Raw genomic sequence first — 21,080 nt, forward strand, 5'->3', positions numbered from 1 at the left:
GCAGGCTTACCCATGAAAACGTCGAAGTGAGGAAAAGGATGCAGGGTCAGCCGGGCGATGGGCGCGGCACGGAACAGCAGACCTTCCCATCCTCATCGAACTGGACTTGGCAGGCACGTTGTTCCGTGCCCAGGAGCCGAACACCACCATCGGGGCGATGGGCCGATGGCGGGCCTCGGTTCGAGGTGAGATCATACGAAAATGGACATGGACTCGGTCGATTACAGCTTTACCCGGCACGCCAGCGCACACGACGTGGCTGCGGCGATCAACCGGGACTGCGAGTGCCGCAGTCTCGACCCCGAACGCCTGCGCCGGCAACTCGAAGCCGAGCCGAGCCTGCTCGGTCTCGCCGCCGAGATCGGCCGCAGCCGGCCGCACCTGTTCTCCGCGACCGCCGTGTTCATCGCACCCGAAACGCTCCTGGTCATGGCAGACATCATCGCGGCGGTCGAATCGGTCCTGGCGCTGCCCGCATACCAGGCGATCGCACTCGATCGGGCCCCGCCGATTGCCCGCATCGACCTGGGGCCGAAGTCGGTATTCATGGGCTTTGACTTCCACCTGGGCGAAGCCGGCCCGCAGCTCATCGAGGTCAACACCAACGCCGGCGGGGCCATGCTCAACGGTGCCCTGGCGCGCGCACAAAAGGCCTGTTGCGAGCAGATCCAGCCCTTCCTTCGGCCTACGGCGGCGCTCGATGCGCTCGACCGCCACTGGCTGGACGACTTCCTCGCCGAATGGGCGCTGCAGGGGCGAAGCGGCCGGCCCGCCCGCGTGGCGATCGTCGACGAACATCCCACGGCGCAGTATCTCTACCCCGAGTTCCTGCTCTTTCGCCACCTGTTCCGCAGTGCCGGCATCGACGCCGTGATCTGCGACCCCGCCGAGTTGACGTTCGATTCGGGGCGCCTGGTGCACGCCGGCGCGCCGATCGATCTGGTCTACAGCCGCCTGACCGACTTCTACCTGCAGGCTCCGGCGCTGGCGCCCCTGCGCGCCGCCTACGAGGCTGGCGCGGTGGTGCTGACCCCACACCCGCGCGCGCACGCGCTGCTTGCGGACAAGCGCAATCTCACGCTCTTGAGCGATGCCGCGCAGCTTGCCGGACTGGGCGTTGCACCGTCCCATATCGAGCGCTTGCGCGCGGGGGTCCCCCGCACGGTGGCCGTCACCCCGGAACGGGCAGAGGCCTTGTGGGCCGCACGGCGCGGCCTGTTCTTCAAACCCTTCGCCGGCTTCGGCAGCCGTGCGACCTACCGCGGCGACAAGCTCACGCAGCGCGTCTGGCAGGAGATCCTCGCCGGCGGCTACGTGGCGCAAAGCCTTGCCCTTCCCTCGGAACGGCGGGTCGCGATCGATGGGCAGAGCAGCGATCTGAAGCTCGATGTCCGTGTCTATGCGTATGCCGGCTCGATCCGTCTGGTCGCGGCGCGGCTGTACAAGGGACAGACGACCAATTTCCGGACGCCGGGCGGGGGGTTCGCGCCGGTGTTCGTGACCCGTGCGAACGATCTTGCCGGATGATTCCAGCTGCAGCAGGTCTGGGCGGACTTTCTGCAGCAGCTCGCCAATGGGGCAGGGCAGGGGGGCAGGGCAGGGCGGCGGCAGCCCCGATCCCCCCGAAAGTCAGTCGAATCGAAAGGCCGACAACGTGGTTTCCATCACCCGGTCGCTAAAGACGCATCGGCCGCCAGCCTCGCGCGCCGCGCCGGCAACCACCATCAGCGGCAGCAGATGCTCCTCGGCGCGCGGCGGGTGGCACAGCCGGGCCGACGGCGCCTGTTCCCAGGCGGCCAGGGCGTGCTCGCGCTGCAGCGCTGCGGACTCGACCGTCTCCACCAGCCAGCGGTCGAACGTATCGGAAATCGGCCCGAAGCGCGGGTCGCCGTAGCCGCGCATGTTGTGGAAGCTCATGCCGCTGCCGACGATCAGCACGCCTTCATCGCGCAGCGAGGCCAGCGCGCGGCCGGCATCCAGGTGCGCCTGCGGGTCGAGGTCGTGGCGCAGCGACAGTTGCACCACCGGGACGTCGGCGGCGGGGAACATCAGCTTCAGCGGAATGAACATGCCGTGATCGAAGCCGCGTGCGTCGTCCTGGCGTGCCGGCAGCTGCGCCTGGCCGAGCAGGGCGGCAATGCGTGCCGCCAGCTGCGGCGCGCCGGGCGCCGGATAGCGCAGCTCGTAGGTGTGCGGCGGAAAGCCGTAGTAGTCGTAGATCAGCTCCGGCTGCGCGCCGCTGCCGACGCTGAAGGCCGGTTCCAGCCAGTGGGCCGAGACCAGCACGATGGCCGACGGGCGCGCGGGCAGGGTGTTCGCCACGTTTTCGAGGAACGCCGCCATGGCGTGCCACGCGTCGGGCGGGTTCCAGTCCATGAAGAAGCAGGGTCCGGCGCCATGGGGCACGAACAGGGAGGGCATGCGGGGAGTGCTGATGGGGGGATTGCCGGTGGCGGTCATGGTCAGGCTCCGCGGGGTCAAATTGTGTGGAGACAGTATCGTCTGGATCGTTTCAAAAGATTCTCCGCCGAATACGGTTTTCACTTTCTGGCCGGCGGGCGAGCGCTCCGGGGGGCTCGCTCAGCGCGTGGTCAGCAGCTGCGGGATGAGCTCTTCGAGCAGATTCAGCATCGCCCGCTGCGTGCCGGTGCTGGGGCGGCGGGAACTGAGCGCGAGGGACAGCCTGGACTGCAGCTGCGGTGAAACGATCGGGCGGGTGGCGAACAGGGACGGGGTGGCGGCGGTGAGGACGGCATTCCGGGTCAGCACGGCGCGGCCGGCACCGTCGGCGACCAGATCGAGGATGGTGGGCACGCCGTCGATCTCGAGCGTGATCTCCGGGTGGAGGCCGAGTTTGCCCAGTTCGGTCTCGACCAGCATGCGGATCGAGTTGGGCCGGCTCGGAATCACGAGGGGCTGGCGGGCGAGATCCTTCAGCGTGATCGGCTCGCCGGCGGCGGGGTCGTCGCTGCGTTGAATCAGGTACAGCGCTTCGTCGAGCAGCGGGATCAGGTCCACGTCGGGAGAGGGGGTCGCGTTATACACCAGCGCGATGTCGAGGCGGCCGGAGACCAGGGATTCCTGCATGGTGACCGAGAGCCCCTCGATGATCGACAGCGCCGCCTCGGGCAGGCGTTGGCGAAACGCACGCGTGACCGGTACCGCGACCCGCTTCGACAGGCTGGGCGGCATGCCGAGCGCAACCCGGCCGGAGAGGGCGCCGCGCACCCGCGACAACTCTTCGCGCAGACGTTCGATCTGGTGCAGCACGCCGCGGCTGTGTTCGAGCAGCACGCTGCCGGCTTCGGTGAGGGTGACGCCGCGACCGTTGCGGACCAGCAGGTTCTGGTGCAGCTCGACTTCGAGCAGGCGCACTTGGCGGCTGAGCGCGGGCTGGGCGATGTCGAGCGCGATCGAGGCGCGGGTGAAGCTGCCGAGTTCGGCGACCCGGACGAAATAAGCGAGCTGTTTCAGGTCCATGACGTTAGGCGATAGGATTGCCGGAAACCGATCCTGCCTGCGGCCGGCTGGGGGGGCGGCCTGTGCGGGAAGCGCGGGAGGTGTCGGGGCAGGCAGGTCATGCTTGAAGTGAGATATGTTCTGCCCGGTTATAGCATGATTCGATAGCTGTTAGATGCTTGGCGCCCTATTGCGAGGAGCAGCGGATGAACAGAATGCAAGCCATGCAGACCCCGATCCCCACCCTCTTCATGCGCGGCGGCACCTCCCGCGGGCCGTTCTTCCTCGAGTCCGACCTCCCGGCGGACCGGGCCACACGCGACCGCGTGCTGCTCGCCGTGATGGGCTCGCCCGACCGGCGCCAGATCGACGGCCTCGGCGGCGCCCACCCGCTCACCAGCAAGGTCGGCATCGTGCGCAAGAGCGCCATGCCCGGCGTCGATCTCGACTTCCTCTTTGCCCAGCTGCAGCCCGACCAGGACACGGTCGACACCACGCCCAACTGCGGAAACATGCTCGCCGCGGTCGTGCCCTTCGCCCTCGAGACCGGCCTCGCCCAGGCGCAGGGCGACACCACGACGCTGCGCGTGCTGACGCTCAACACCGACATGCAGTGCGACATCAGCGTGCACACCCCCGGCGGGCAGGTCGCCTACGACGGCGACGCGCGCATCGACGGCGTGCCCGGCACCTCGGCGCCGATCAAGATCAACTTCCTCGACACCGCCGGCTCGGTCTGTTCCGGCCTGCTGCCGACCGGCAGAGTGAAGGACGTCATCGACGGCGTCGACGTCACCTGCATCGACAACGGCATGCCGCTGGTGATCCTGCGCGCCGCCGACGTCGGCCGCACGGGCTACGAGAGCGTCGCCGAGCTCAACACCGACACCGAGCTCAAGGCGCGCATCGAGCGCCTGCGCCTCGCCTGCGGCCATGCGATGGGCCTGGGCGACGTCAGCGCGAAGAACTACCCGAAGATGACGCTGATCGCTCCCGCCCAGCACGGCGGCAGCCTGGCCACGCGCAGCTTCATTCCCCACGTCTGCCACGATGCCATCGGCGTGCTCGCCGCGGTCACCGTCGCCACCGCCTGCGTGCTGCAAGGCGCGGTCACCGAGGGCATTGCCGCCGTGCCCGATGGCAGCGTCAAGTCGGTGTCGGTCGAGCATCCCACGGGCGAATTCTCGGTCGAGCTCGAGCTCGACCCCGCCGACCCGCAGAACGTCACCCGCGCCGCCCTGCTGCGCACCGCGCGCCTGATCATGCGCGGTGAAGTCATGGTACCCACCTCGGTCTGGAACAAAGGAGACAAGGCATGATCATCGACATCCACGGTCACTACACGACCGCGCCGAAGGCGCTCGAAGACTGGCGCAACCAGCAGATCGCGGGCCTCAAGGACCCGGCCGTCGCGCCCAAGGTCGCCGACCTCAGGATCAGCGATGACGAGCTGCGCGAGACGATCGAGAACAACCAGCTGCGCCTGATGAAGGAGCGCGGCTCGGACCTGACGATCTTCTCGCCGCGCGCGAGCTTCATGGCCCACCACATCGGCGACTTCAACACCAGCGCGACCTGGGCGGCGATCTGCAACGAGCTCTGCTACCGCGTCAGCCAGCTCTTCCCGGACCACTTCATCGGCGCCGCGATGCTGCCGCAGTCGCCGGGCGTGAGTCCTTCGACCTGCCTCCCCGAGATCGAGAAGTGCGTCAAGGAATACGGCTTCGTCGGCATCAACCTGAACCCGGATCCGTCCGGCGGCCACTGGAAGGAGCCGCCGCTGTCCGACCGCCACTGGTACCCGATCTACGAGAAGATGGTCGAGCTCGACATCCCGGCGATGATCCACGTCAGCACCAGCTGCAACGCCTGCTTCCACACCACCGGCGCGCACTACCTGAACGCGGACACCACCGCCTTCATGCAGTGCCTGACCAGCGACCTGTTCAAGGACTTCCCGACGCTGAAGTTCGTCATCCCGCACGGCGGCGGCGCCGCGCCCTACCACTGGGGGCGCTTCCGCGGCCTGGCGCAGGAGCTGAAGAAGCCGCTGCTGAAAGACCACCTGCTCAACAACATCTTCTTCGACACCTGCGTCTATCACCAGCCCGGCATCGATCTGCTGACCAAGGTGATCCCGGTCGATAACGTGCTCTTCGCCTCCGAGATGATCGGCGCGGTGCGCGGCATCGACCCCGAGACCGGCCACTACTACGACGACACCAAGCGCTACATCGAAGGCGCCAAGCTCACCGCCGAAGAGCGCTACCAGATCTACGAAGGCAACGCCCGCCGCGTCTACCCGCGGCTGGATGCGGCATTGAAGGCCAAGGGCCGGTAACGGGAGGAATCGACATGTCCATCAACCATCTCGGCATCGTCAAGCGCAACATCGAGCGCACCGACGCAGACACCGTGGCACGCCTGGCGCAGTTCGGCGTCGCCACCATCCACGAGGCGTTCGGCCGTGCAGGGCTGATGAAGCCCTACATGCGCCCGATCTACACCGGCGCCCATCTGTGCGGCACGGCCGTCACCGTGCTGCTGCAGCCGGGCGACAACTGGATGCTGCACGTCGCCGCCGAGCAGATCCAGCCCGGCGACGTGGTGGTGGCCGGCTGCATCACCGACAGCACCGACGGCTTCTTCGGCGATCTGCTCGCCACCTCTTATCGGGCACGCGGGGCCAAGGGGCTCGTCATCGATGGCGGCGTGCGCGACGTCAAGGATCTCACTGCGATGGGCTTTCCGGTGTTCAGCCGGGCGATTCACGCCAAGGGCTGCACCCGCGCCACCCTCGGCTCGGTGAACGTGCCGGTGGTGTGTGCCGGGGCGCTGGTCGAGCCGGGCGATGTCGTGATTGCTGATGACGACGGCGTGGTGGTGGTGCCGCGTGCGGTCGCCGCTCAGGTCGCCGATGCCGCGGCAGCGCGCGAAGCCAACGAGGCCGCCAAGCGCGCCCGCTTTGCGGCGGGCGAGCTGGGCCTCGACATGTATTCGCTGCGCGAGCCGCTCGCCAAGGCCGGTCTCAAGTACATCGACTGAAATACAAGAAGGGAGGGCCGGGCCGAAGCCGGCAGCCGCCGCGCGCCGGCGGCAGGCCTCACCCCCAGCCGCAACAGAGAGAACACCAGAGGACACCCATGCAATTCGAAAAGACTCCCGGCTGGCTCGACTGGCATGCCGGCCCGAGCAAGCCCCGCTTCCAGTTGCCGGCGGGTGCAGTGGACGCCCACTGCCACGTGTTCGGCCCCGGCGCCGAATTCCCCTATGCCCCCGAGCGCAAGTACACCCCGTGCGACGCGAGCAAGGCCCAGCTCTTCGCCCTGCGCGACCACCTCGGCTTCGCCCGCAACGTGATCGTGCAGGCGACCTGCCACGGCGCCGATAACCGCGCGATGGTCGATGCGTGCAAGGCGTCGAACGGCAAGGCCCGCGGCGTCGCCACCGTGCGCCGCAGCATCAGCGACCAGGAACTGCAGGACCTCCATGCTGCCGGCGTGCGCGGCGTGCGCTTCAACTTCGTCAAGCGCCTGGTCGACTTCACCCCGAGGGACGAGCTGCTCGAGATCGCCGCCCGCATCGCGCCGCTCGGCTGGCACGTGGTGATCTACTTCGAGGCCGCCGACCTGCCCGAGCTGTGGGATTTCTTCACTGCGCTGCCGACGCCCGTCGTCGTCGACCACATGGGCCGCCCGGACGTCGCCAAGCCGGTCGACGGCCCGGAGTTCGAGCTGTTCGTGAAGTTCATGCGTGACCACCCCAACGTCTGGTCCAAGGTCAGCTGCCCCGAGCGCCTGTCGCTGACCGGGCCGAAGGCGCTCGATGGCGAACAGGATGCCTACCGCGACGTCGTCCCCTTCGCCCGCCGCATCGTCGAGTCCTTTCCCGAGCGCGTGCTGTGGGGCACCGACTGGCCGCACCCCAATCTGAAGGATCACATGCCCGACGACGGCCTGCTGGTGGATTTCATCCCCCACATCGCTCCCACTGCGGAACTGCAGAAAAAGCTGCTCGTCGATAACCCGATGCGTCTCTACTGGCCCGAGGAGTGTTGATCATGGCTTTGGACAAACCCTACAAGGATATTCCCGGCACCATCATTTTCGATGCCGAGCAGTCGCGCAAAGGCTACTGGCTCAACCAGTTCTGCATGTCGCTGATGAAGGCCGAGAACCGCGCCCGCTTCAAGGCCGACGAGCGCGCCTATCTCGACGAGTGGCCGATGAGCGAGGAGCAGAAGCAGGCCGTGCTCGCGCGCGACCTCAACTGGTGCATGCGCACCGGTGGCAACATCTACTTCCTCGCCAAGATCGGCGCCACCGACGGCTTGAGCTTCCAGCAGATGGCCGGCAGCATGACCGGCATGACCGAACAGGAATACCGCGACATGATGATCCACGGCGGGCGCTCGCCGGAAGGCAACCGCTACCTCGGTGAGGATGGCGACGCCCAGCCGCAGCACCAGCCCCAGGGCGCCGCCGGCAAGAACAAGGAAGGAGCCTGACCATGGCCAGAATCACCGCATCCGTCTACACCTCGCACGTGCCCGCGATCGGTGCCGCGATCGACCTCAAGAAGACCGGCGAGGCCTACTGGCAGCCGCTGTTCAAAGGCTACGAATATTCCAAGCAGTGGATGAAGGAGAACACGCCCGACGTCATCTTCCTCGTCTACAACGACCACGCCACCGCCTTCAGCCTGGACATGATCCCGACCTTCGCCATCGGCACCGCGGCCGAGTTCGCTCCCGCCGACGAGGGCTGGGGGCCGCGCCCGGTGCCGAAAGTCATCGGCCACCCGGAACTCGCCTCGCACATCGCCCAGAGCGTGATCCAGGACGACTTCGACCTTACCATCGTCAACAAGATGGACGTCGACCACGGCCTTACCGTGCCGCTGTCGCTGATGTGCGGCGAACCGCAAGCGTGGCCGTGCGCGGTGATTCCGTTCGCGGTCAACGTCGTGCAGTACCCGGTGCCGTCGGGGCGGCGCTGCTTCCAGCTCGGCCAGGCGATCCGGCGCGCGGTCGCATCCTACGACGACGACCTCAAGGTGCATATCTGGGGCACCGGCGGCATGAGCCACCAGCTGCAGGGCGCGCGCGCCGGCCTGATCAATGCCGAGTGGGACAACCGCTTCCTCGACCGCCTGATCGACGACCCCGCCGGCCTGTCGGAGATGCCGCACATCGACTACGTCCGTGAAGCCGGCTCCGAAGGCATCGAGCTGGTGATGTGGCTGATCGCGCGCGGCGCGATGGCCGACATCGACGGCGGCCCCAGGCCCACCGTCAAGCACCGCTTCTTCCACGTCCCGGCGTCGAACACCGCCGTGGGTCACCTGATCCTGGAGAACAACTGATGGACAAGACGATCAAGGTTGCGCTGGTGGGTGCCGGCGCCTTCGGCATCAAGCACCTGGACGGCATCAAGAACATCGACGGCGTCGAAGTCGTCTCGGTCATCGGCCGCGACCTGGACAAGACCCGGGAAGTGGCCCGCCAGTACGGCATCGCCCACGCCGGCACCGAGCTCGCCGACAGTCTGGCGCGGCCCGAAGTCGATGCCGTGATCCTGTGCACGCCGACGCAGATGCACGCCGAGCAGACCCTCGCCTGCCTGCGGGCGGGCAAGCACGTCCAGGTCGAGATCCCGCTCGCCGACACCTTGAAGGGCGCCGAGGAAGTCGCCCGCCTGCAGCAGGAAACCGGCTTGGTGGCGATGGTCGGCCACACCCGCCGCTTCAACCCCAGCCACCAGTGGGTGCACAACAAGGTCGAGGCGGGCGAATTCAACATCCAGCAGATGGATGTGCAGACCTACTTCTTCCGCCGCACCAACATGAACGCGCTCGGCCAGCCGCGCAGCTGGACCGACCACCTGCTGTGGCACCACGCCGCGCACACGGTCGACCTGTTCGCCTACCAGGCCGGCAGCCCGATCGTCCAGGCCAACGCCCTCCAGGGCCCGATCCACCCCACCCTGGGCATCGCGATGGACATGTCGATCCAGTTGAAGGCCGCCAACGGCGCGATCTGCACGCTGTCGCTGTCGTTCAACAACGACGGGCCGCTGGGCACCTTCTTCCGCTACATCGGCGACACCGGCACCTACATCGCGCGCTACGACGATCTCTACAACGGCAAGGAAGAGAAGATCGACGTCTCCAAGGTGGCGGTGTCGATGAACGGCATCGAGCTGCAGGACCGCGAGTTCTTCGCCGCGATCCGCGAGGGCCGCGAGCCCAATTCCAGCGTCGCCAAGGTGCTGCCCTGCTACCGGGTGCTGCACCAGCTCGAGCGGCAGCTCGCTGCAGCCTGAGCGATAGTCTGCCGGCCGCAGCGCAGACGGTGGCGGCGCGCGCCGTCGCCTGCGTGCCGCCGGTGCCCTCCTTGCGGCGGATCGTCCGCGCTCGTCTTTCCGTACCGGAGTCTCCTCATGCAACAACGCCCCCTCGGTCCCTTTCAGGTCGGCGCGATCGGTCTGGGCTGCATGAACCTGTCCCACGCCTATGGTGTGCCGCCCGCGCCTGAACAGGCGGAAGCACTGCTGCGGCGCGCACTGGATCTGGGTGTCACCCACTTCGACTCCGCCGCGCTGTATGGCTTCGGCGCCAACGAGACGCTGCTCGGCCGCGTCCTGGCGCCGTATCGGTCGCGTTTCACGCTGGCGAGCAAGTGCGGCATGACCGGTGTCGATGGCAAGCGCGTCATCGACGGCCGCCCGCAGACACTCAAGCGCACCTGCGAAGAGGCGTTGCAGCGCCTGCGGACCGAAGTCATCGACCTCTACTACCTGCACCGCTGGGACAAGGCAGTGCCGATCGAGGACAGCGTCGGTGCGCTCGCCGAACTGGTGGGCGAGGGCAAGATCCGCGCCATCGGCCTGTCGGAAGTGTCGGCCGCGACCTTGCGCCGCGCCCACGCGGTGCATCCGGTCGCCGCGGTGCAGACCGAATATTCGCTGTGGACGCGCAACGCCGAGATCGCGGTGCTGGAGGCCTGCCGCGCGCTCGGCGTCGCCTTCGTCGCCTTCAGCCCGGTGGCGCGCGGCTTTCTTGCCGGTGCGCTGACCACGCCCGCCCAGGTCGCCGCCTTCGACGCGAAGGACATCCGCCGGGCGATGCCGCGCTTCCAGGGCGCGGCCTTCGCCGCCAACCTGCACCTGCTCGAGGGCTACTTCGCCCTCGGCCGCGAAGCCGGCTGCACTCCGGCCCAGCTTGCGCTCGCCTGGCTGCTGCGCCAGGGCGAGCACATCCTGCCGATTCCGGGCACCACCCGCCTCGACCATCTGGAGGAGAACCTGAAGGCCGGTGAAATCCGCCTCGATGGTGAGCTGGTGGCGCGGCTCGATGCTCTCGTCAACCAACGCACGGTCAGCGGGGCGCGCTATGCGGCGGCGACCCAGGCGGAAATCGACACCGAGGAATTCTGACCGCAGGGCGGTGCGCAACGGCCTCGCTTCGCGCGTGCTTGCGGGAGGAAGAGGGGTGCGTATAATCGATGAACCACCGGCAATGAACCATCGTTCATGAAAAACCGGCGGTCGTGTTACCCAAATATAATTAGAGGAGACTTCGGTGATGCTTCGTAAACTCGCTTTCGGGCTGGCCGCCACGGCCGTGATGTCCTCCGCACAGGCGCAGGAGGTGGTGCTGAAGGTCGCGCACTTCCTGCCGCCGATGTCGAACATGCATGCCGGTTTCATCGTGCCGTGGTGCGACAAGATCGAAGCCGAATCGAAAGGGCGGATGAAGTGCCAGATCTATCCGGCGATGCAGCTGGGCGGCACGCCGCCGCAGCTGCTGAGTCAGGTGCGCGACGGCGTCGCCGACATCGTGTGGACCATTTCCGGCTACACTCCGGGGCGCTTCCCGATTTCTGAAGTGTTCGAGCTGCCGTTCGTCACCACCACGCACGAAGCGACGGCGCGCGCGGTGTGGGACTTCATCGACGAAAACGCCGCCAGCGAATTCGAGGGCCTCAAGCGCATCGCGAACTGGGTCGTTGGTCCCTACGTGATCCACCTGCGCGACAAGGAGCTGAAGACCCTCGAGGATTTCCGCGGCATGAAAATCCGCGCCCCGTCGCGGCTGGGCAACCGCATGCTGACTGTGCTCGGCGCCACCCCAGTGGGGATGCCGGTGCCGCAGATCGCCGAATCGCTGTCGCGTGGCGTGATCGATGCGGCGATCGTGCCCTGGGAAGTCGTTCCGGCGACCAAGACCCACGAGCTGACCAAGTACCACGCCGAAGTCAGCGGCGGCTACTCGCTGACCACGGCGACCTCGATCTACGCGATGAACCAGAAGAAGTACGACAGCCTGCCGGCCGATCTGAAAAAGATCATCGACGACAACAGCGGGCGTGAAACCTCGGCCCTGGCCGCGACGGCGTTCAGGAAAGGCGACGAAGGCGGGCGCGCGGCAGCGAGCAACCGCGGCAACCAGATCAACCAGATCCCGCCCGAGGAAGTCGAGCGCTGGAAGAAGGCGGTGCAGCCGGTGACCGATGAGTGGATCGCAGACGTCACGAGCAAGGGCTATGACGGCCGTAAACTGTACGACCGCGCAACCGAGCTGGTGAAGCAGTACTCCAAGAACTGAGCGCCCCATCGGGCGGAAATCGGCCGGGACCTGTCGGGCCCCGGCCGATTCTTTTGTGCCGTCCGGTGCGCTCCGATGGCGATCGGAAGGTGCTGCGGGGCAGCGTAGAACCGGGTGGAAAGGGCGATTCGATCGGGGGAATGTGCCTGTCGCAGCGGGCTCTTCCGCTCTCGTGGCGGGAGCGTTCGTCCCGGAGCGAAACGCGCTTGCAGTGGAAAAGGTGTTGCGTATAATGAATGAACGGTCGTTCATTGTTTGACGTCGAACATTCACCCTCATGCTCCACCGGGAAAGGAGCCGCGCCTCGCCGTCAGGCACTGGGAGTGGCCGACCGAAGCCGCGATGTGATCGAGCCGGCTATTCATTTTTTGTATACCAGATAGTGTTGCGGCCGGCTGTCGGTGCTCCGTCCCGGACGGCAGACTCGCCGCTCCCCGGCAAGCAGCCCGGGCCGCATGCACCCATCGAAGATGACGAGGAGATTCCCATGAAGGTTCGCAGTCTGGCGCTCGGCTTCGCTGCCGCCGTGTTCGTTCCGGCGGCCGCGCAGGCCGGAGAAGTGCTGTTGAGGGTCGCGCATTTCCTGCCGCCGGTTTCGCCCGCCCACACCAAGTTCATCGTGCCGTGGTGCGACAAGATCGCGGCCGAATCGCAAGGCAAGATGAAGTGCCAGATCTACCCGGCGATGCAGCTCGGCGGCACGCCGCCGCAACTGCTCAGCCAGGTGCGCGACGGTGTCGCCGATATCGTGTGGACGCTGCCGGGGTATACCGCCGGCCGCTTCCCGGTGTCCGAAGTGTTCGAGCTGCCTTTCTTCACCACCGGGCGCGAAGCGTCGTCGCGTGCGCTGTGGGATTTCGTCCAGGGCCACGCGATGAGCGAATTCGCCGGCCTCAAGCCGCTCGCCACCTGGGTGACCGGGCCGTATGTGCTGCATTTCCGCGATAAGGAAGTGAACACGCTCGAGGACATGAAGGGGCTCAAGGTGCGCGCACCTTCGCGCCTGGGCACCAAGCTGCTGGCTTCACTGGGAGCCACGCCGGTAGGCATGCCGGTGCCGCAGATGGCCGAGAGCCTGTCCAAGGGCGTGATCGAAGGCGCGCTGGTGCCGTGGGAAGTGGTGCCGGCGACGAAGACCCAGGAGCTGACCAAGTTCCATGCCGAGGCCGGCGGCAATCATCCGCTGATCGCGGCGACGATGATCTTCGTGATGAACCAGAAGAAGTACGACAGCCTGCCCGCCGAGCTGAAGCAGGTCATCGACGCCAACAGCGGCCGCGAGACTTCGGCGTGGGTGTCGGCGCAGTTCACCGGACCGGACGAGGAGGGACGCAAGGCCGCACTGGCGCAAGGCAACACCGTCAAGCAGATTCCCGTGGAGGAAATCGCGAAATGGCAGGCCGCGGCGAAGCCGGTGGCCGAGGAGTGGGTCAAGGAAATCTCGGCGAAGGGCCTGGAGGGGCAGAAACTGCATGACGCCGCTGCGGCACTTGTGAACAAATATTCCAAATAAGACGGTCCGCAGGCGAGGCCGGTGCGCCAGCAGGGGCTGAGCCGGGCTTGCGGGAATCGCTGAATACTGGAGGAGAAAGTCATGGCTGAATCAGTGGCAGTAGAGCTTGCCCGGCCGAGCGGGATGATCGGCAGGTGTATCGAAAAGGCCTGCCTGATAATGGCGGTGCTGGCAGGGGTGATGTTCTGTATCGAGGCGTTGATGTCGGTGCTCAGCGTGATCGGGCGGGCGACTTTCAACCTGCCGGTTCCGGGCGACTACGAGCTGGTGCAGATGCTGTCGGCAATGGGAATCGCAATGTGCCTGCCCTACTGCCAGCTGGCCAAAGGGCATGTATTCGTGGATTTCTTCACGCTGTGGGCTCCAGCACCGCTGAAAAAGGCGCTCGATGCGCTCTCCGCGCTGCTGATGTCGCTTTGCGCCTTCGTGCTGGCCTGGAGGATCTGGGCGGGCATGATCGAAATGCGCGAGTACGGTGAGACGTCGATGGTGATTTCCCTGCCGATCTGGTGGGGCTACGTGCCGGTGGTGCCTGCGTTCGTGTTGCTGGGAATCACCGCGCTGTACACCTTCACTCAGGAAATTCGTGGGGAGACCAAATAATGAGCGGCAGTCTAATCGGCTTGACGATGGGTGCGGTCATGATGGGGATGCTGGCGCTGCGGGTGCAGATCGGCATCGCCATGTTCCTGACCGGGGCGATCGGCTACATCTGGGTCTCCGGGCTCGACCCCTTGCTCGCCTACCTGAAGAATGCGCCCTATGGGCGCTTCTCGCTGTACGACCTGTCGGTGGTGCCGCTGTTTCTGCTGATGGGGCAGTTCGCCACTCATGGCGGTTTGTCGCGTGCCCTGTTCAAGGCCGGCAATGCCTTCATCGGCCACTGGAAAGGCGGCATGGCGATGGCAGGGGTAACCGCGTGTGCGGGCTTCGGTGCGATCTGCGGGTCCTCCCTGGCGACGGCGGCGACGATGTCACACGTCGTGCTGCCCGAACTCAAGCACCACCAGTACAAGCCGAGTCTGGCCGCCGGGTCGCTGGCCGCGGGCGGCACGCTGGGCATACTGATCCCGCCCTCGGTGCCGCTGGTGATCTATGCCATCATGGCCGAACAGAACATCGCCAAGCTGTTCCTGGCGGCGTTCCTGCCGGGCATCCTGGCGGCAGTCGGTTACATGGTGGTGGTTGGCATCGTCTGCCGCCTGGATCCGGCTGCGGGTGGGCCGGGGTCGCCGCGGCATTCGTGGGCGGAGCGTCTGAGCACGGTGATCGAGACCTGGCCGGTGCTGCTGATCTTCCTGGTGGTGATCGGCGGTATCTACGGCGGCCTGTTCACGCCGACCGAAGCGGCCGCGGTGGGCGCACTGGCGACCGGGATCGCGGCCTGGCGCTCGGGCGGCCTGAAAGGCCGGGGATTCATCAAGTGCGTGTATGGCACGGCCAGCGCTACCGGCATGATGTTCCTGATCCTGCTCGGTGCCGACACGCTGAACTCCTTCATGGCGCTGTCGCAGCTGCCGGCCGAAGCGGCGGCCTGGGTACAGGAGATGGGCTTCGGTCCCTTCACCGTCCTTTTTGCCATCATCGTCATCTACCTGCTGCTCGGCTGCGTGATGGACAGCCTGTCGATGATCCTGCTGACGGTGCCGATTTTCCTCCCCATCATTTTCAACATGGACTACTACGGCCTGGGGCTGGAAGAGAAGGCGATCTGGTTCGGCATGGTGGCGCTGGTGGTGATGGAAGTCGGTCTGATCACGCCGCCGGTGGGGATGAACGTCTACATCATCAACGGCGTGGCCAAGGACATCCCGATGGGGACGATCTTCCGCGGCGTGCTGCCTTTCCTCGCTTCCGACATCCTGCGCATTTTCCTCCTCGTCCTCTTCCCCAGCATTTCGTTGGTGGCATTGTGGGTCTTTAACTAACGCACCGGTCGGGCGGGCGGACGAGCCGCCCGCCCGCAGGACTGCGAAAAAAACCGCCGCCGGAAGATCCGGCGGCGGTTTTTTGCCTGAGGCTGCAGCCTGTGTTTACTCGGAGTACTTTTTCACCAGGGCGACGGCGTCGTCGTACAGCTTCTGGCCGTCGCTGCCCCGGGCGCTGTTTTCCTTGATCCATTCGGCGGTCACCGGCTTGGCCGCCGCTTCCCACTTGGCCATTTCCTCGGCCGGAATCGAATAGATGAGGTTGCCGTTGGCCGCGGTCCGCTCGCGCCCCACGGTGTCGGCGGCGACGTGCTGGGCGGCGACCCAGGCGGAGAATTCGCGCCCGCTGTTGTTGTCGATCACCTGCTTGAGCTCGGCGGGCAGGCTGTCGTACTTCTTCTGGTTCATGACGTAGATCATCGTCGCCGTCGTCATCGCCCGCTCGGCGCTGGACTCCGCATGGTACTTGGTCAGTTCCTGGGTCTTCGTCGCCGGCACTACTTCCCACGGAATGAGCGCGCCTTCGATCACGCCCTTGGACAGGCTCTCGGCCATCTGCGGCACCGGCATGCCCACCGGGGTGGCACCGAGCGAAGCCAGCAGCTTGTTGCCCAGGCGTGAAGGCGCGCGCACTTTCATGCCCTTCAGGTCTTCCAGATTCCGCACCTGCTTGTCGCGGAAATGCAGCACGTTGGGGCCGTTGACCCACACCGCGAGCGGCTTGACGCCGACGAATTCACCCAGCGCGTGGGTCTGGACGAAATCCCACATCGCGCGTGCGGACGGCTCGTGCGTCGTTGTGATGAAGGGCAGCTCGAACACTTCCGATACGGGGAAGCGGCCGGGCGTATACCCCGGCAGGGTCCACACCACGTCGGCGACGCCGTCACGCACCTGGCTGAGCAGTTGCGGCGGCGTGCCGCCGAGCTGCATCGCCGGGTAGATCTGGCACTTCATCTTGCCCTGCGATTCGGCCGCGATCTTGTCGCACCAGGGTGCGATCACCTTGGCGTGCATCGGCGTGGTCGGCGGCAGGAAGTGGGCAACTCTCAATACGACTTCTTCGGCCTGCGCCGCAGCCGGCAGCAGCAGGGTGGAGATGAGGCCAAGTGCGGTGTTGCGGACTTTCATCGTGCGTCTCCTCCGGGGAAAACCTCGTGGCTGAAACTGAATGAACAGTTATTCAGTATACCGAAAGGGCCCCGGCAGTCCACCGTCATCTGCACGGCGGCCTGCTCAGATGTAGGTCGCCGGCCGCTTCGGGGCGTGGCGCATGTGCAGCGACAGCCCGAGCGCGGCCAGGTGGCTGGCGTTGCGCCCCAGGATCGCCTGCGACAAAGGCAGGTATTCGATTTCCTCGAATTCGGCGTGGGCGCGATAGCGGCGGATCAGATCCTCGACGTCGGTCACGTCGAGTTCGCTGTCCTGGCCGCTGTCCTGGCCTTTGGCCACCCGCTTGAGCCCTGGCTCCAGGCGCTTCCAGGCGGTCTCGAGCTCGCGGTGCTCGTCGGTCAGGCGGCGGGCGAGGGCCTCTACCCGCTCGGACTCCTCGCCCTTTTCGGCGCTGGCGAGGACGGCGGGGAACAGCTCGCGCTCCTCGTCGAGGTGATGTTCGAAGATCGCTTCACGGAAAAATTCGAGGGCGCTGGCGGCGATGATCCGGGCCCGGGTGGCGGGCTCGAGCAAGGCGGGCAACTGGCTCAGCAGATCGAGCTTGCCGAGGATGCCGGCATGGCACTGGGAGAAGTCCTGGAGCGGGGCGTTCTTGTCCGTCGTCGGGGGAGAGGGGGGCATGGAAATGTCTGTCCGGTTGTGAACGGGGGGGGCTGGAGCGCGCACGGGCTTCAGCGCGCATCGGGCTGCACCCCCGGGGTGGCGCGCCGGAACGCGTCGAGTTCGGCGCAGGCGGCATCGATGGCGACGATGCTCGGGTAGGGGGCGAGGTCCACCTTGAAGCGGCGCGCGCTGTCGACCTGCGGCACCAGATAGACGTCGGCCAGACCGGGCGTGTCGCCGAAGCAGAAGCGCCCGCGCCGCCGGTCGGCGGCGAGCATCGCTTCGAGCGCTTCGAACCCGGCGCGGATCCAGGTGCCGCACCAGGCGTTGACCGCGTCCTCGTCGGCGCCGAGCGGCCCGCGCAGGTATTCGAGGATGCGGCGGTTGTTGATCGGGTGGATGTCGCAGCCGACGATCGCCGCCATCGCCCGCACGCGGGCGCGGTCCTCGGCGTTCGCCGGCAGCAGCGGCGGGGTCGGATGGCGCTCCTCGAGCCACTCGATCACCGCCGGCGACTGGATCAGGGTCAGTTCGCCGTCGACCAGCGCCGGTACCAGCTGCTGCGGGTTGACCGCCTTGAACGCGGCGCCGAGGTGCTCCTCGGTGCGCAGGTCGACCGGCACGTACTCGTAGGCGATGCCCTTCAGGTTGAGTGCGATACGCAGGCGGTGCGAGCTGCCGCTGCGGAAGAAGTTGTACAGCTTCATCGGCCCGCCCTCCCTCAGTCCCGTGCCAGGCAGTTGGTGACGTTCCAGCCGTAGAGCCATTCCATGGCGTCGTAGAAGCGTTCCGGCGTGCGGCCTTTCCACAGCTCGTTGCGCACCAGGCGCTCGACTCCCTTGGCATGGTAGATGCGGCCCATCTCGCGCGAGGACAGCACGATGCGCGCAGTTCGGGCGACGCGCGAGCGCTGATAGAGGTCGAAAGCCTTGGCGAAGTCGTTGTCGTTCACGCGCAGCGCCTCGCCCAGCGTGACCGCGTCTTCCAGCGCCATGCAGGCGCCCTGGGCCATGTACTGGGTGGTCGGGTGGGCGGCGTCGCCGAGCAGGGTGACGCGGCCGAAGCTCCATTGGCCGATCGGCTCGCGGTCGGCGGTGGCCCAGCGCTTCCAGCTCTGGGGCAGGTCGATGAGCTGGCGCGCTTTCGCGCAGATGCCCTGGAAGTAGCTCTGCACTTCTTCCTTGCTGCCCTCGGTGACGCCCCATTCTTCCTGGTTGCGCGAGTGGAAGGTGACGACCACGTTGTACTGCTCGCCGCCGCGCAGCGGGTAGTGCACGAGGTGGCAGTTGGGGCCGACCCAGATGCTGGCGGCGTTCCACTGGAGGTTCTCGGGGAAGTCCTTCTTGTCGATCACAGCGCGATAGACGACGTGGCCGGTAACGCGTGCCGGGTCGCCGACGAACTGCTGGCGCACCACCGATTTCACCCCGTCGGCGCCGATCAGGGCGATGCCCCGGTGGGCGGTGCCGTGCTGGTCGTACACGGTGACGCTGCTTTCGTCCTGCTCGATGCGCTCGACCCGGGTCGAGGTCAGGAACTCGACGCGGCCGGTTTCCTGCGCGCCTTCGAGCAGCGACAGGTGCACGTCGACACGGTGGATCACCGCGTAGGGGTTGCCGAAGCGCTCGATGAAGGCCTTGCCGGTGGGAATCTTGCCGACCTGGTACTCGTCGAGGGCGTCGTGCATCACCATGTAGTCGGTATAGACCGCGCGGCCGCGCGCCTTGTCGCCGACGCCCAGGGCGTCGAAGGCGTGGAAAGCGTTGGGGCCGAGCTGGATGCCGGCGCCGATCTCGCCGATCTCGGCGGCCTGTTCGAGGACCTTCACCTGGGAGCCCTGGCGCACGAGGGCGAGGGCGACGGCGAGGCCGCCGATGCCGCCGCCGGCGACGAGCACGGGGAGCGGCTGCTGGGTTGCTTGCTGGGTCATGGACGTCTCCTCCGTCAGGGGCAGGTTTATTCGGGCTGGCCGATGTTCAGGACGATGTCGCCGACCCCGTCGACGTGGCCGGTGATGCGGTCGCCCGGCTTCACCGCGCCGACGCCTTCCGGGGTGCCGGTGTAGATCAGGTCGCCCGCTTCGAGGTGATAGAACTTCGACAGGTCGGCGATGATTTCGCGGATGTTCCAGATCAGCATCGACAGGTCGGCGCGTTGCTTGGTCTCGCCGTTGACCTCCAGATGGATCGCGCCCTTGTCGAGCACGGCCTGGCCGGCGGCGGGGACGATCTCGGTGCATACGGCCGACTTCTCGAAGTTCTTGCCCAGATCCCAGGGCCGGCCCTGCTCGCGGGCGACGAGCTGCAGGTCGCGGCGGGTCATGTCGAGACCGGCGGCGTAGCCGTAGATCAGCTCGTCGGCGTCGGCTTCGGCGACGCGGAAACCGGCCTTGCCGATCGCGACCACCAGTTCCATTTCGAAGTGGTAGTTCGAGGTGCCGGCCGGGTAGGGCACGGTGGCGCCGGAGTCGACCACGGTGGAGGCGTCCTTCAGGAAATAGAAGGGGCTCATCGTCGCCTTGTCCACCGGGCGCCCCATCTCCACCGCGTGGGCGTGGTAGTTACGGCCGACGCAGAAGATGCGCCGCACCGGGAAGCGCACGCCGGTGCCGCGCACGGGCAGGGAATAGACCGGCGACGGGGCCCACAGGTATTGGATTTCGCTCATGTTTTCGCTCGCTCGAATAGGGAAGGGGATGCGGGAGGAGGCGCCGTTCAGGGGCGCACTTCATAAACGCCGAGCTTCTTGTGCAGCGGACTTTCGTCGGCGATGAAGAGGAAGGCGGGTTCGCTCGTCGAGCGGTTCTTCAGGCTGACCGGGGTGTAGCCCGGCGCGCAGCAGGTGTCGGCCGGCGCGAGGGCGAAGGGATTGCCGTCGATGGCGACTTCGGCGCTGCCCTCGATCAGGTGGAAGACCATCGCCGGCGAACGCACGGGCAGGTTCAGGGTTTCGCCCGGACGCAGCATCAGCGCCGAGAAGCCGAGAATGTTCTGGCAGTCGGCGCCGGTCTCGGGATTGACATAGGCGACCTGCACCGCCTCGAGCTGCGGCTGCGACTCGGCCAGGTCGAGCAGCGCGGCGCGGGCCTCCGCCCAGGGGTAGCGCAGCATCGGGTACTGGCGCGCGCTGCCGCGGGTAAATACCGGCGAAGGGACGATGCCGCCGCGGGCGTAGCTGCGCTCGGCGAGGGTGGTGCGAACCTCCTGCGCCCGGCCCTCGATGTGGTAGGAAGCTTCGGTGTAATACACCAGCGGCAGGTCGAGCACGTCGAGCCAGATCACCGGTTCGCTGCCGTCGTGGCCGTGCTCGTGCCACAGCCCGGTGGGGGTCAGGATCAGGTCGCCGCGGCGCATCGGGCACTTTTCACCGTCGACGGTGGTGTACGCCCCTTCGCCTTCGACGATCATGCGAACCGCATTGGGGGTGTGCTTGTGCGCGGGCGCCCACTCGCCCGGCAGCAGCAGCTGCATGCCGAGGTAGATGCTCGAGCTGGCCTGCATCTTCTCCAGGCCGTGGCCGGGGTTGGCGAGCACCAGCACGCGGCGTTCGGCCTTCTCGATCGGGGTCAGCTCGCCGGCCTGCAGCAGCAGCGGGCGCAGCGCGGCGTAGGACCAGCAGGTGGGCCGGGTGCGCAGCGCCGGCTTGCCCGGGGGCAGCACCGCGCGCAGGCTGGGCCACAGCGGGACGAGGTTTTGCGCGCTGAGCGCTTCGCGGTATTCGAGGGGCAGGTCTTCGAGGGTGCCGAGTTGCTGCATGGTGAGCTGTCTCCGTAGGCAGGAAAACCGAGGTATCGGAAT

21 protein-coding genes are annotated in these 21,080 nt (G+C 66.8%); 13 read left to right on the top strand and 8 right to left on the bottom strand.

What is annotated here, in order from left to right; all coding sequences use genetic code 11:
* The first annotated feature begins 207 nt into the window (after positions 1-207).
* Entirely contained in the window at positions 208-1,527 is a 1,320-nt protein-coding gene (locus Tharo_RS05535; RefSeq protein WP_245881007.1) for a hypothetical protein, read from the top strand.
* 102 nt (positions 1,528-1,629) lie between these two features.
* Here the strand turns inward: Tharo_RS05535 and Tharo_RS05540 are convergent, their stop codons facing one another.
* Both Tharo_RS05540 and Tharo_RS05545 read right to left on the bottom strand, forming a co-directional pair.
* The gene (locus tag Tharo_RS05540; protein WP_211309660.1) at positions 1,630-2,460 is read right to left on the bottom strand and encodes a DODA-type extradiol aromatic ring-opening family dioxygenase; all 831 of its coding nucleotides are present in this window, start codon (positions 2,458-2,460) and stop codon (positions 1,630-1,632) included.
* Positions 2,461-2,580: 120 nt separating this feature from the next.
* Positions 2,581-3,480, bottom strand: a complete 900-nt coding sequence (locus Tharo_RS05545) for a LysR family transcriptional regulator (RefSeq protein WP_107220339.1) — start codon at positions 3,478-3,480, stop codon at positions 2,581-2,583.
* Positions 3,481-3,665: 185 nt separating this feature from the next.
* Between Tharo_RS05545 and Tharo_RS05550 the strand changes: the two genes are divergently transcribed.
* From Tharo_RS05550 to Tharo_RS05605, 12 genes are all read left to right on the top strand, one after another.
* Positions 3,666-4,778, top strand: coding sequence for a 4-oxalomesaconate tautomerase (locus Tharo_RS05550; RefSeq protein WP_245881008.1), 1,113 nt, complete (start codon positions 3,666-3,668; stop codon positions 4,776-4,778).
* Positions 4,775-5,800, top strand: coding sequence for an amidohydrolase family protein (locus Tharo_RS05555; protein ID WP_107220340.1), 1,026 nt, complete (start codon positions 4,775-4,777; stop codon positions 5,798-5,800). The genes Tharo_RS05550 and Tharo_RS05555 overlap by 4 nt, the downstream gene beginning before the upstream one ends.
* Positions 5,801-5,814: 14 nt before the next feature.
* Positions 5,815-6,504 carry a 4-carboxy-4-hydroxy-2-oxoadipate aldolase/oxaloacetate decarboxylase gene (gene ligK, locus Tharo_RS05560; protein WP_107220341.1) on the top strand — a complete coding sequence of 230 codons (690 nt, stop codon included), beginning with the start codon at positions 5,815-5,817 and terminating at the stop codon, positions 6,502-6,504.
* A gap of 98 nt (positions 6,505-6,602) precedes the next feature.
* Positions 6,603-7,517 carry an amidohydrolase family protein gene (locus tag Tharo_RS05565; protein ID WP_107220342.1) on the top strand — a complete coding sequence of 305 codons (915 nt, stop codon included), beginning with the start codon at positions 6,603-6,605 and terminating at the stop codon, positions 7,515-7,517.
* A 2-nt stretch (positions 7,518-7,519) separates the two neighbouring features.
* Positions 7,520-7,966, top strand: a complete 447-nt coding sequence (ligA, locus tag Tharo_RS05570) for a protocatechuate 4,5-dioxygenase subunit alpha (RefSeq protein WP_107220343.1) — start codon at positions 7,520-7,522, stop codon at positions 7,964-7,966.
* 2 nt (positions 7,967-7,968) lie between these two features.
* Positions 7,969-8,823: a class III extradiol dioxygenase subunit beta gene (locus tag Tharo_RS05575; protein WP_107220344.1), complete on the top strand. Its 855-nt coding sequence runs from the start codon at positions 7,969-7,971 to the stop codon at positions 8,821-8,823.
* Positions 8,823-9,782 carry a Gfo/Idh/MocA family oxidoreductase gene (locus tag Tharo_RS05580; RefSeq protein ID WP_211309661.1) on the top strand — a complete coding sequence of 320 codons (960 nt, stop codon included), beginning with the start codon at positions 8,823-8,825 and terminating at the stop codon, positions 9,780-9,782. The genes Tharo_RS05575 and Tharo_RS05580 overlap by 1 nt, the downstream gene beginning before the upstream one ends.
* Positions 9,783-9,899: 117 nt before the next feature.
* A complete protein-coding gene (locus tag Tharo_RS05585; protein WP_107220345.1) occupies positions 9,900-10,895 on the top strand; it encodes an aldo/keto reductase in 996 nt (331 codons plus the stop codon).
* A 148-nt stretch (positions 10,896-11,043) separates the two neighbouring features.
* A complete protein-coding gene (locus Tharo_RS05590) occupies positions 11,044-12,066 on the top strand; it encodes a TRAP transporter substrate-binding protein (RefSeq protein ID WP_107220346.1) in 1,023 nt (340 codons plus the stop codon).
* Between the two features lie 487 nt (positions 12,067-12,553).
* On the top strand, positions 12,554-13,579 hold the full coding sequence (locus tag Tharo_RS05595; RefSeq protein WP_107220347.1) for a TRAP transporter substrate-binding protein: 1,026 nt from the start codon (positions 12,554-12,556) through the stop codon (positions 13,577-13,579).
* Between the two features lie 81 nt (positions 13,580-13,660).
* Positions 13,661-14,182 (top strand): TRAP transporter small permease, encoded by a 522-nt coding sequence (locus tag Tharo_RS05600; RefSeq protein WP_107220348.1) that lies wholly within the window; start codon positions 13,661-13,663, stop codon positions 14,180-14,182.
* Positions 14,182-15,507, top strand: a complete 1,326-nt coding sequence (locus Tharo_RS05605; RefSeq protein WP_107220349.1) for a TRAP transporter large permease — start codon at positions 14,182-14,184, stop codon at positions 15,505-15,507. Before Tharo_RS05600 ends, Tharo_RS05605 begins: the two co-directional genes overlap by 1 nt.
* Before the next feature lie 105 nt (positions 15,508-15,612).
* Here the strand turns inward: Tharo_RS05605 and Tharo_RS05610 are convergent, their stop codons facing one another.
* From Tharo_RS05610 to Tharo_RS05635, 6 genes are all read right to left on the bottom strand, one after another.
* On the bottom strand, positions 15,613-16,638 hold the full coding sequence (locus tag Tharo_RS05610; protein WP_107220350.1) for a TRAP transporter substrate-binding protein: 1,026 nt from the start codon (positions 16,636-16,638) through the stop codon (positions 15,613-15,615).
* Between the two features lie 105 nt (positions 16,639-16,743).
* Positions 16,744-17,301 (bottom strand): hemerythrin domain-containing protein, encoded by a 558-nt coding sequence (locus Tharo_RS05615; RefSeq protein ID WP_107220351.1) that lies wholly within the window; start codon positions 17,299-17,301, stop codon positions 16,744-16,746.
* A 50-nt stretch (positions 17,302-17,351) separates the two neighbouring features.
* On the bottom strand, positions 17,352-17,990 hold the full coding sequence (maiA, locus tag Tharo_RS05620) for a maleylacetoacetate isomerase (RefSeq protein WP_107220352.1): 639 nt from the start codon (positions 17,988-17,990) through the stop codon (positions 17,352-17,354).
* Positions 17,991-18,004: 14 nt separating this feature from the next.
* Entirely contained in the window at positions 18,005-19,213 is a 1,209-nt protein-coding gene (locus Tharo_RS05625; RefSeq protein ID WP_107220353.1) for a 3-hydroxybenzoate 6-monooxygenase, read from the bottom strand.
* A 26-nt stretch (positions 19,214-19,239) separates the two neighbouring features.
* Entirely contained in the window at positions 19,240-19,950 is a 711-nt protein-coding gene (locus tag Tharo_RS05630) for a fumarylacetoacetate hydrolase family protein (protein WP_107220354.1), read from the bottom strand.
* A 47-nt stretch (positions 19,951-19,997) separates the two neighbouring features.
* Entirely contained in the window at positions 19,998-21,038 is a 1,041-nt protein-coding gene (locus Tharo_RS05635) for a cupin domain-containing protein (RefSeq protein WP_107220355.1), read from the bottom strand.
* Positions 21,039-21,080: the final 42 nt, after the last annotated feature.

The sequence above is a fragment of the Thauera aromatica K172 genome (genome assembly GCF_003030465.1).
Lineage (GTDB): Bacteria > Pseudomonadota > Gammaproteobacteria > Burkholderiales > Rhodocyclaceae > Thauera > Thauera aromatica.

What these genes read in the sequence shown, in the direction of transcription:
- Tharo_RS05580 (WP_211309661.1), top strand. Translation starts at nt 8,823, where the DNA reads ATGGACAAGACGATCAAGGTTGCGCTGGTGGGTGCCGGCGCCTTCGGC.
- Tharo_RS05615 (WP_107220351.1), bottom strand. Translation starts at nt 17,301, where the DNA reads ATGCCCCCCTCTCCCCCGACGACGGACAAGAACGCCCCGCTCCAGGAC.
- Tharo_RS05535 (WP_245881007.1), top strand. Translation starts at nt 208, where the DNA reads ATGGACTCGGTCGATTACAGCTTTACCCGGCACGCCAGCGCACACGAC.
- Tharo_RS05575 (WP_107220344.1), top strand. Translation starts at nt 7,969, where the DNA reads ATGGCCAGAATCACCGCATCCGTCTACACCTCGCACGTGCCCGCGATC.
- Tharo_RS05590 (WP_107220346.1), top strand. Translation starts at nt 11,044, where the DNA reads ATGCTTCGTAAACTCGCTTTCGGGCTGGCCGCCACGGCCGTGATGTCC.
- ligA (WP_107220343.1), top strand. Translation starts at nt 7,520, where the DNA reads ATGGCTTTGGACAAACCCTACAAGGATATTCCCGGCACCATCATTTTC.
- Tharo_RS05630 (WP_107220354.1), bottom strand. Translation starts at nt 19,950, where the DNA reads ATGAGCGAAATCCAATACCTGTGGGCCCCGTCGCCGGTCTATTCCCTG.
- Tharo_RS05550 (WP_245881008.1), top strand. Translation starts at nt 3,666, where the DNA reads ATGAACAGAATGCAAGCCATGCAGACCCCGATCCCCACCCTCTTCATG.
- Tharo_RS05540 (WP_211309660.1), bottom strand. Translation starts at nt 2,460, where the DNA reads ATGACCGCCACCGGCAATCCCCCCATCAGCACTCCCCGCATGCCCTCC.
- Tharo_RS05635 (WP_107220355.1), bottom strand. Translation starts at nt 21,038, where the DNA reads ATGCAGCAACTCGGCACCCTCGAAGACCTGCCCCTCGAATACCGCGAA.
- maiA (WP_107220352.1), bottom strand. Translation starts at nt 17,990, where the DNA reads ATGAAGCTGTACAACTTCTTCCGCAGCGGCAGCTCGCACCGCCTGCGT.
- Tharo_RS05545 (WP_107220339.1), bottom strand. Translation starts at nt 3,480, where the DNA reads ATGGACCTGAAACAGCTCGCTTATTTCGTCCGGGTCGCCGAACTCGGC.
- Tharo_RS05555 (WP_107220340.1), top strand. Translation starts at nt 4,775, where the DNA reads ATGATCATCGACATCCACGGTCACTACACGACCGCGCCGAAGGCGCTC.
- Tharo_RS05625 (WP_107220353.1), bottom strand. Translation starts at nt 19,213, where the DNA reads ATGACCCAGCAAGCAACCCAGCAGCCGCTCCCCGTGCTCGTCGCCGGC.
- Tharo_RS05585 (WP_107220345.1), top strand. Translation starts at nt 9,900, where the DNA reads ATGCAACAACGCCCCCTCGGTCCCTTTCAGGTCGGCGCGATCGGTCTG.
- Tharo_RS05595 (WP_107220347.1), top strand. Translation starts at nt 12,554, where the DNA reads ATGAAGGTTCGCAGTCTGGCGCTCGGCTTCGCTGCCGCCGTGTTCGTT.
- Tharo_RS05605 (WP_107220349.1), top strand. Translation starts at nt 14,182, where the DNA reads ATGAGCGGCAGTCTAATCGGCTTGACGATGGGTGCGGTCATGATGGGG.
- ligK (WP_107220341.1), top strand. Translation starts at nt 5,815, where the DNA reads ATGTCCATCAACCATCTCGGCATCGTCAAGCGCAACATCGAGCGCACC.
- Tharo_RS05600 (WP_107220348.1), top strand. Translation starts at nt 13,661, where the DNA reads ATGGCTGAATCAGTGGCAGTAGAGCTTGCCCGGCCGAGCGGGATGATC.
- Tharo_RS05610 (WP_107220350.1), bottom strand. Translation starts at nt 16,638, where the DNA reads ATGAAAGTCCGCAACACCGCACTTGGCCTCATCTCCACCCTGCTGCTG.
- Tharo_RS05565 (WP_107220342.1), top strand. Translation starts at nt 6,603, where the DNA reads ATGCAATTCGAAAAGACTCCCGGCTGGCTCGACTGGCATGCCGGCCCG.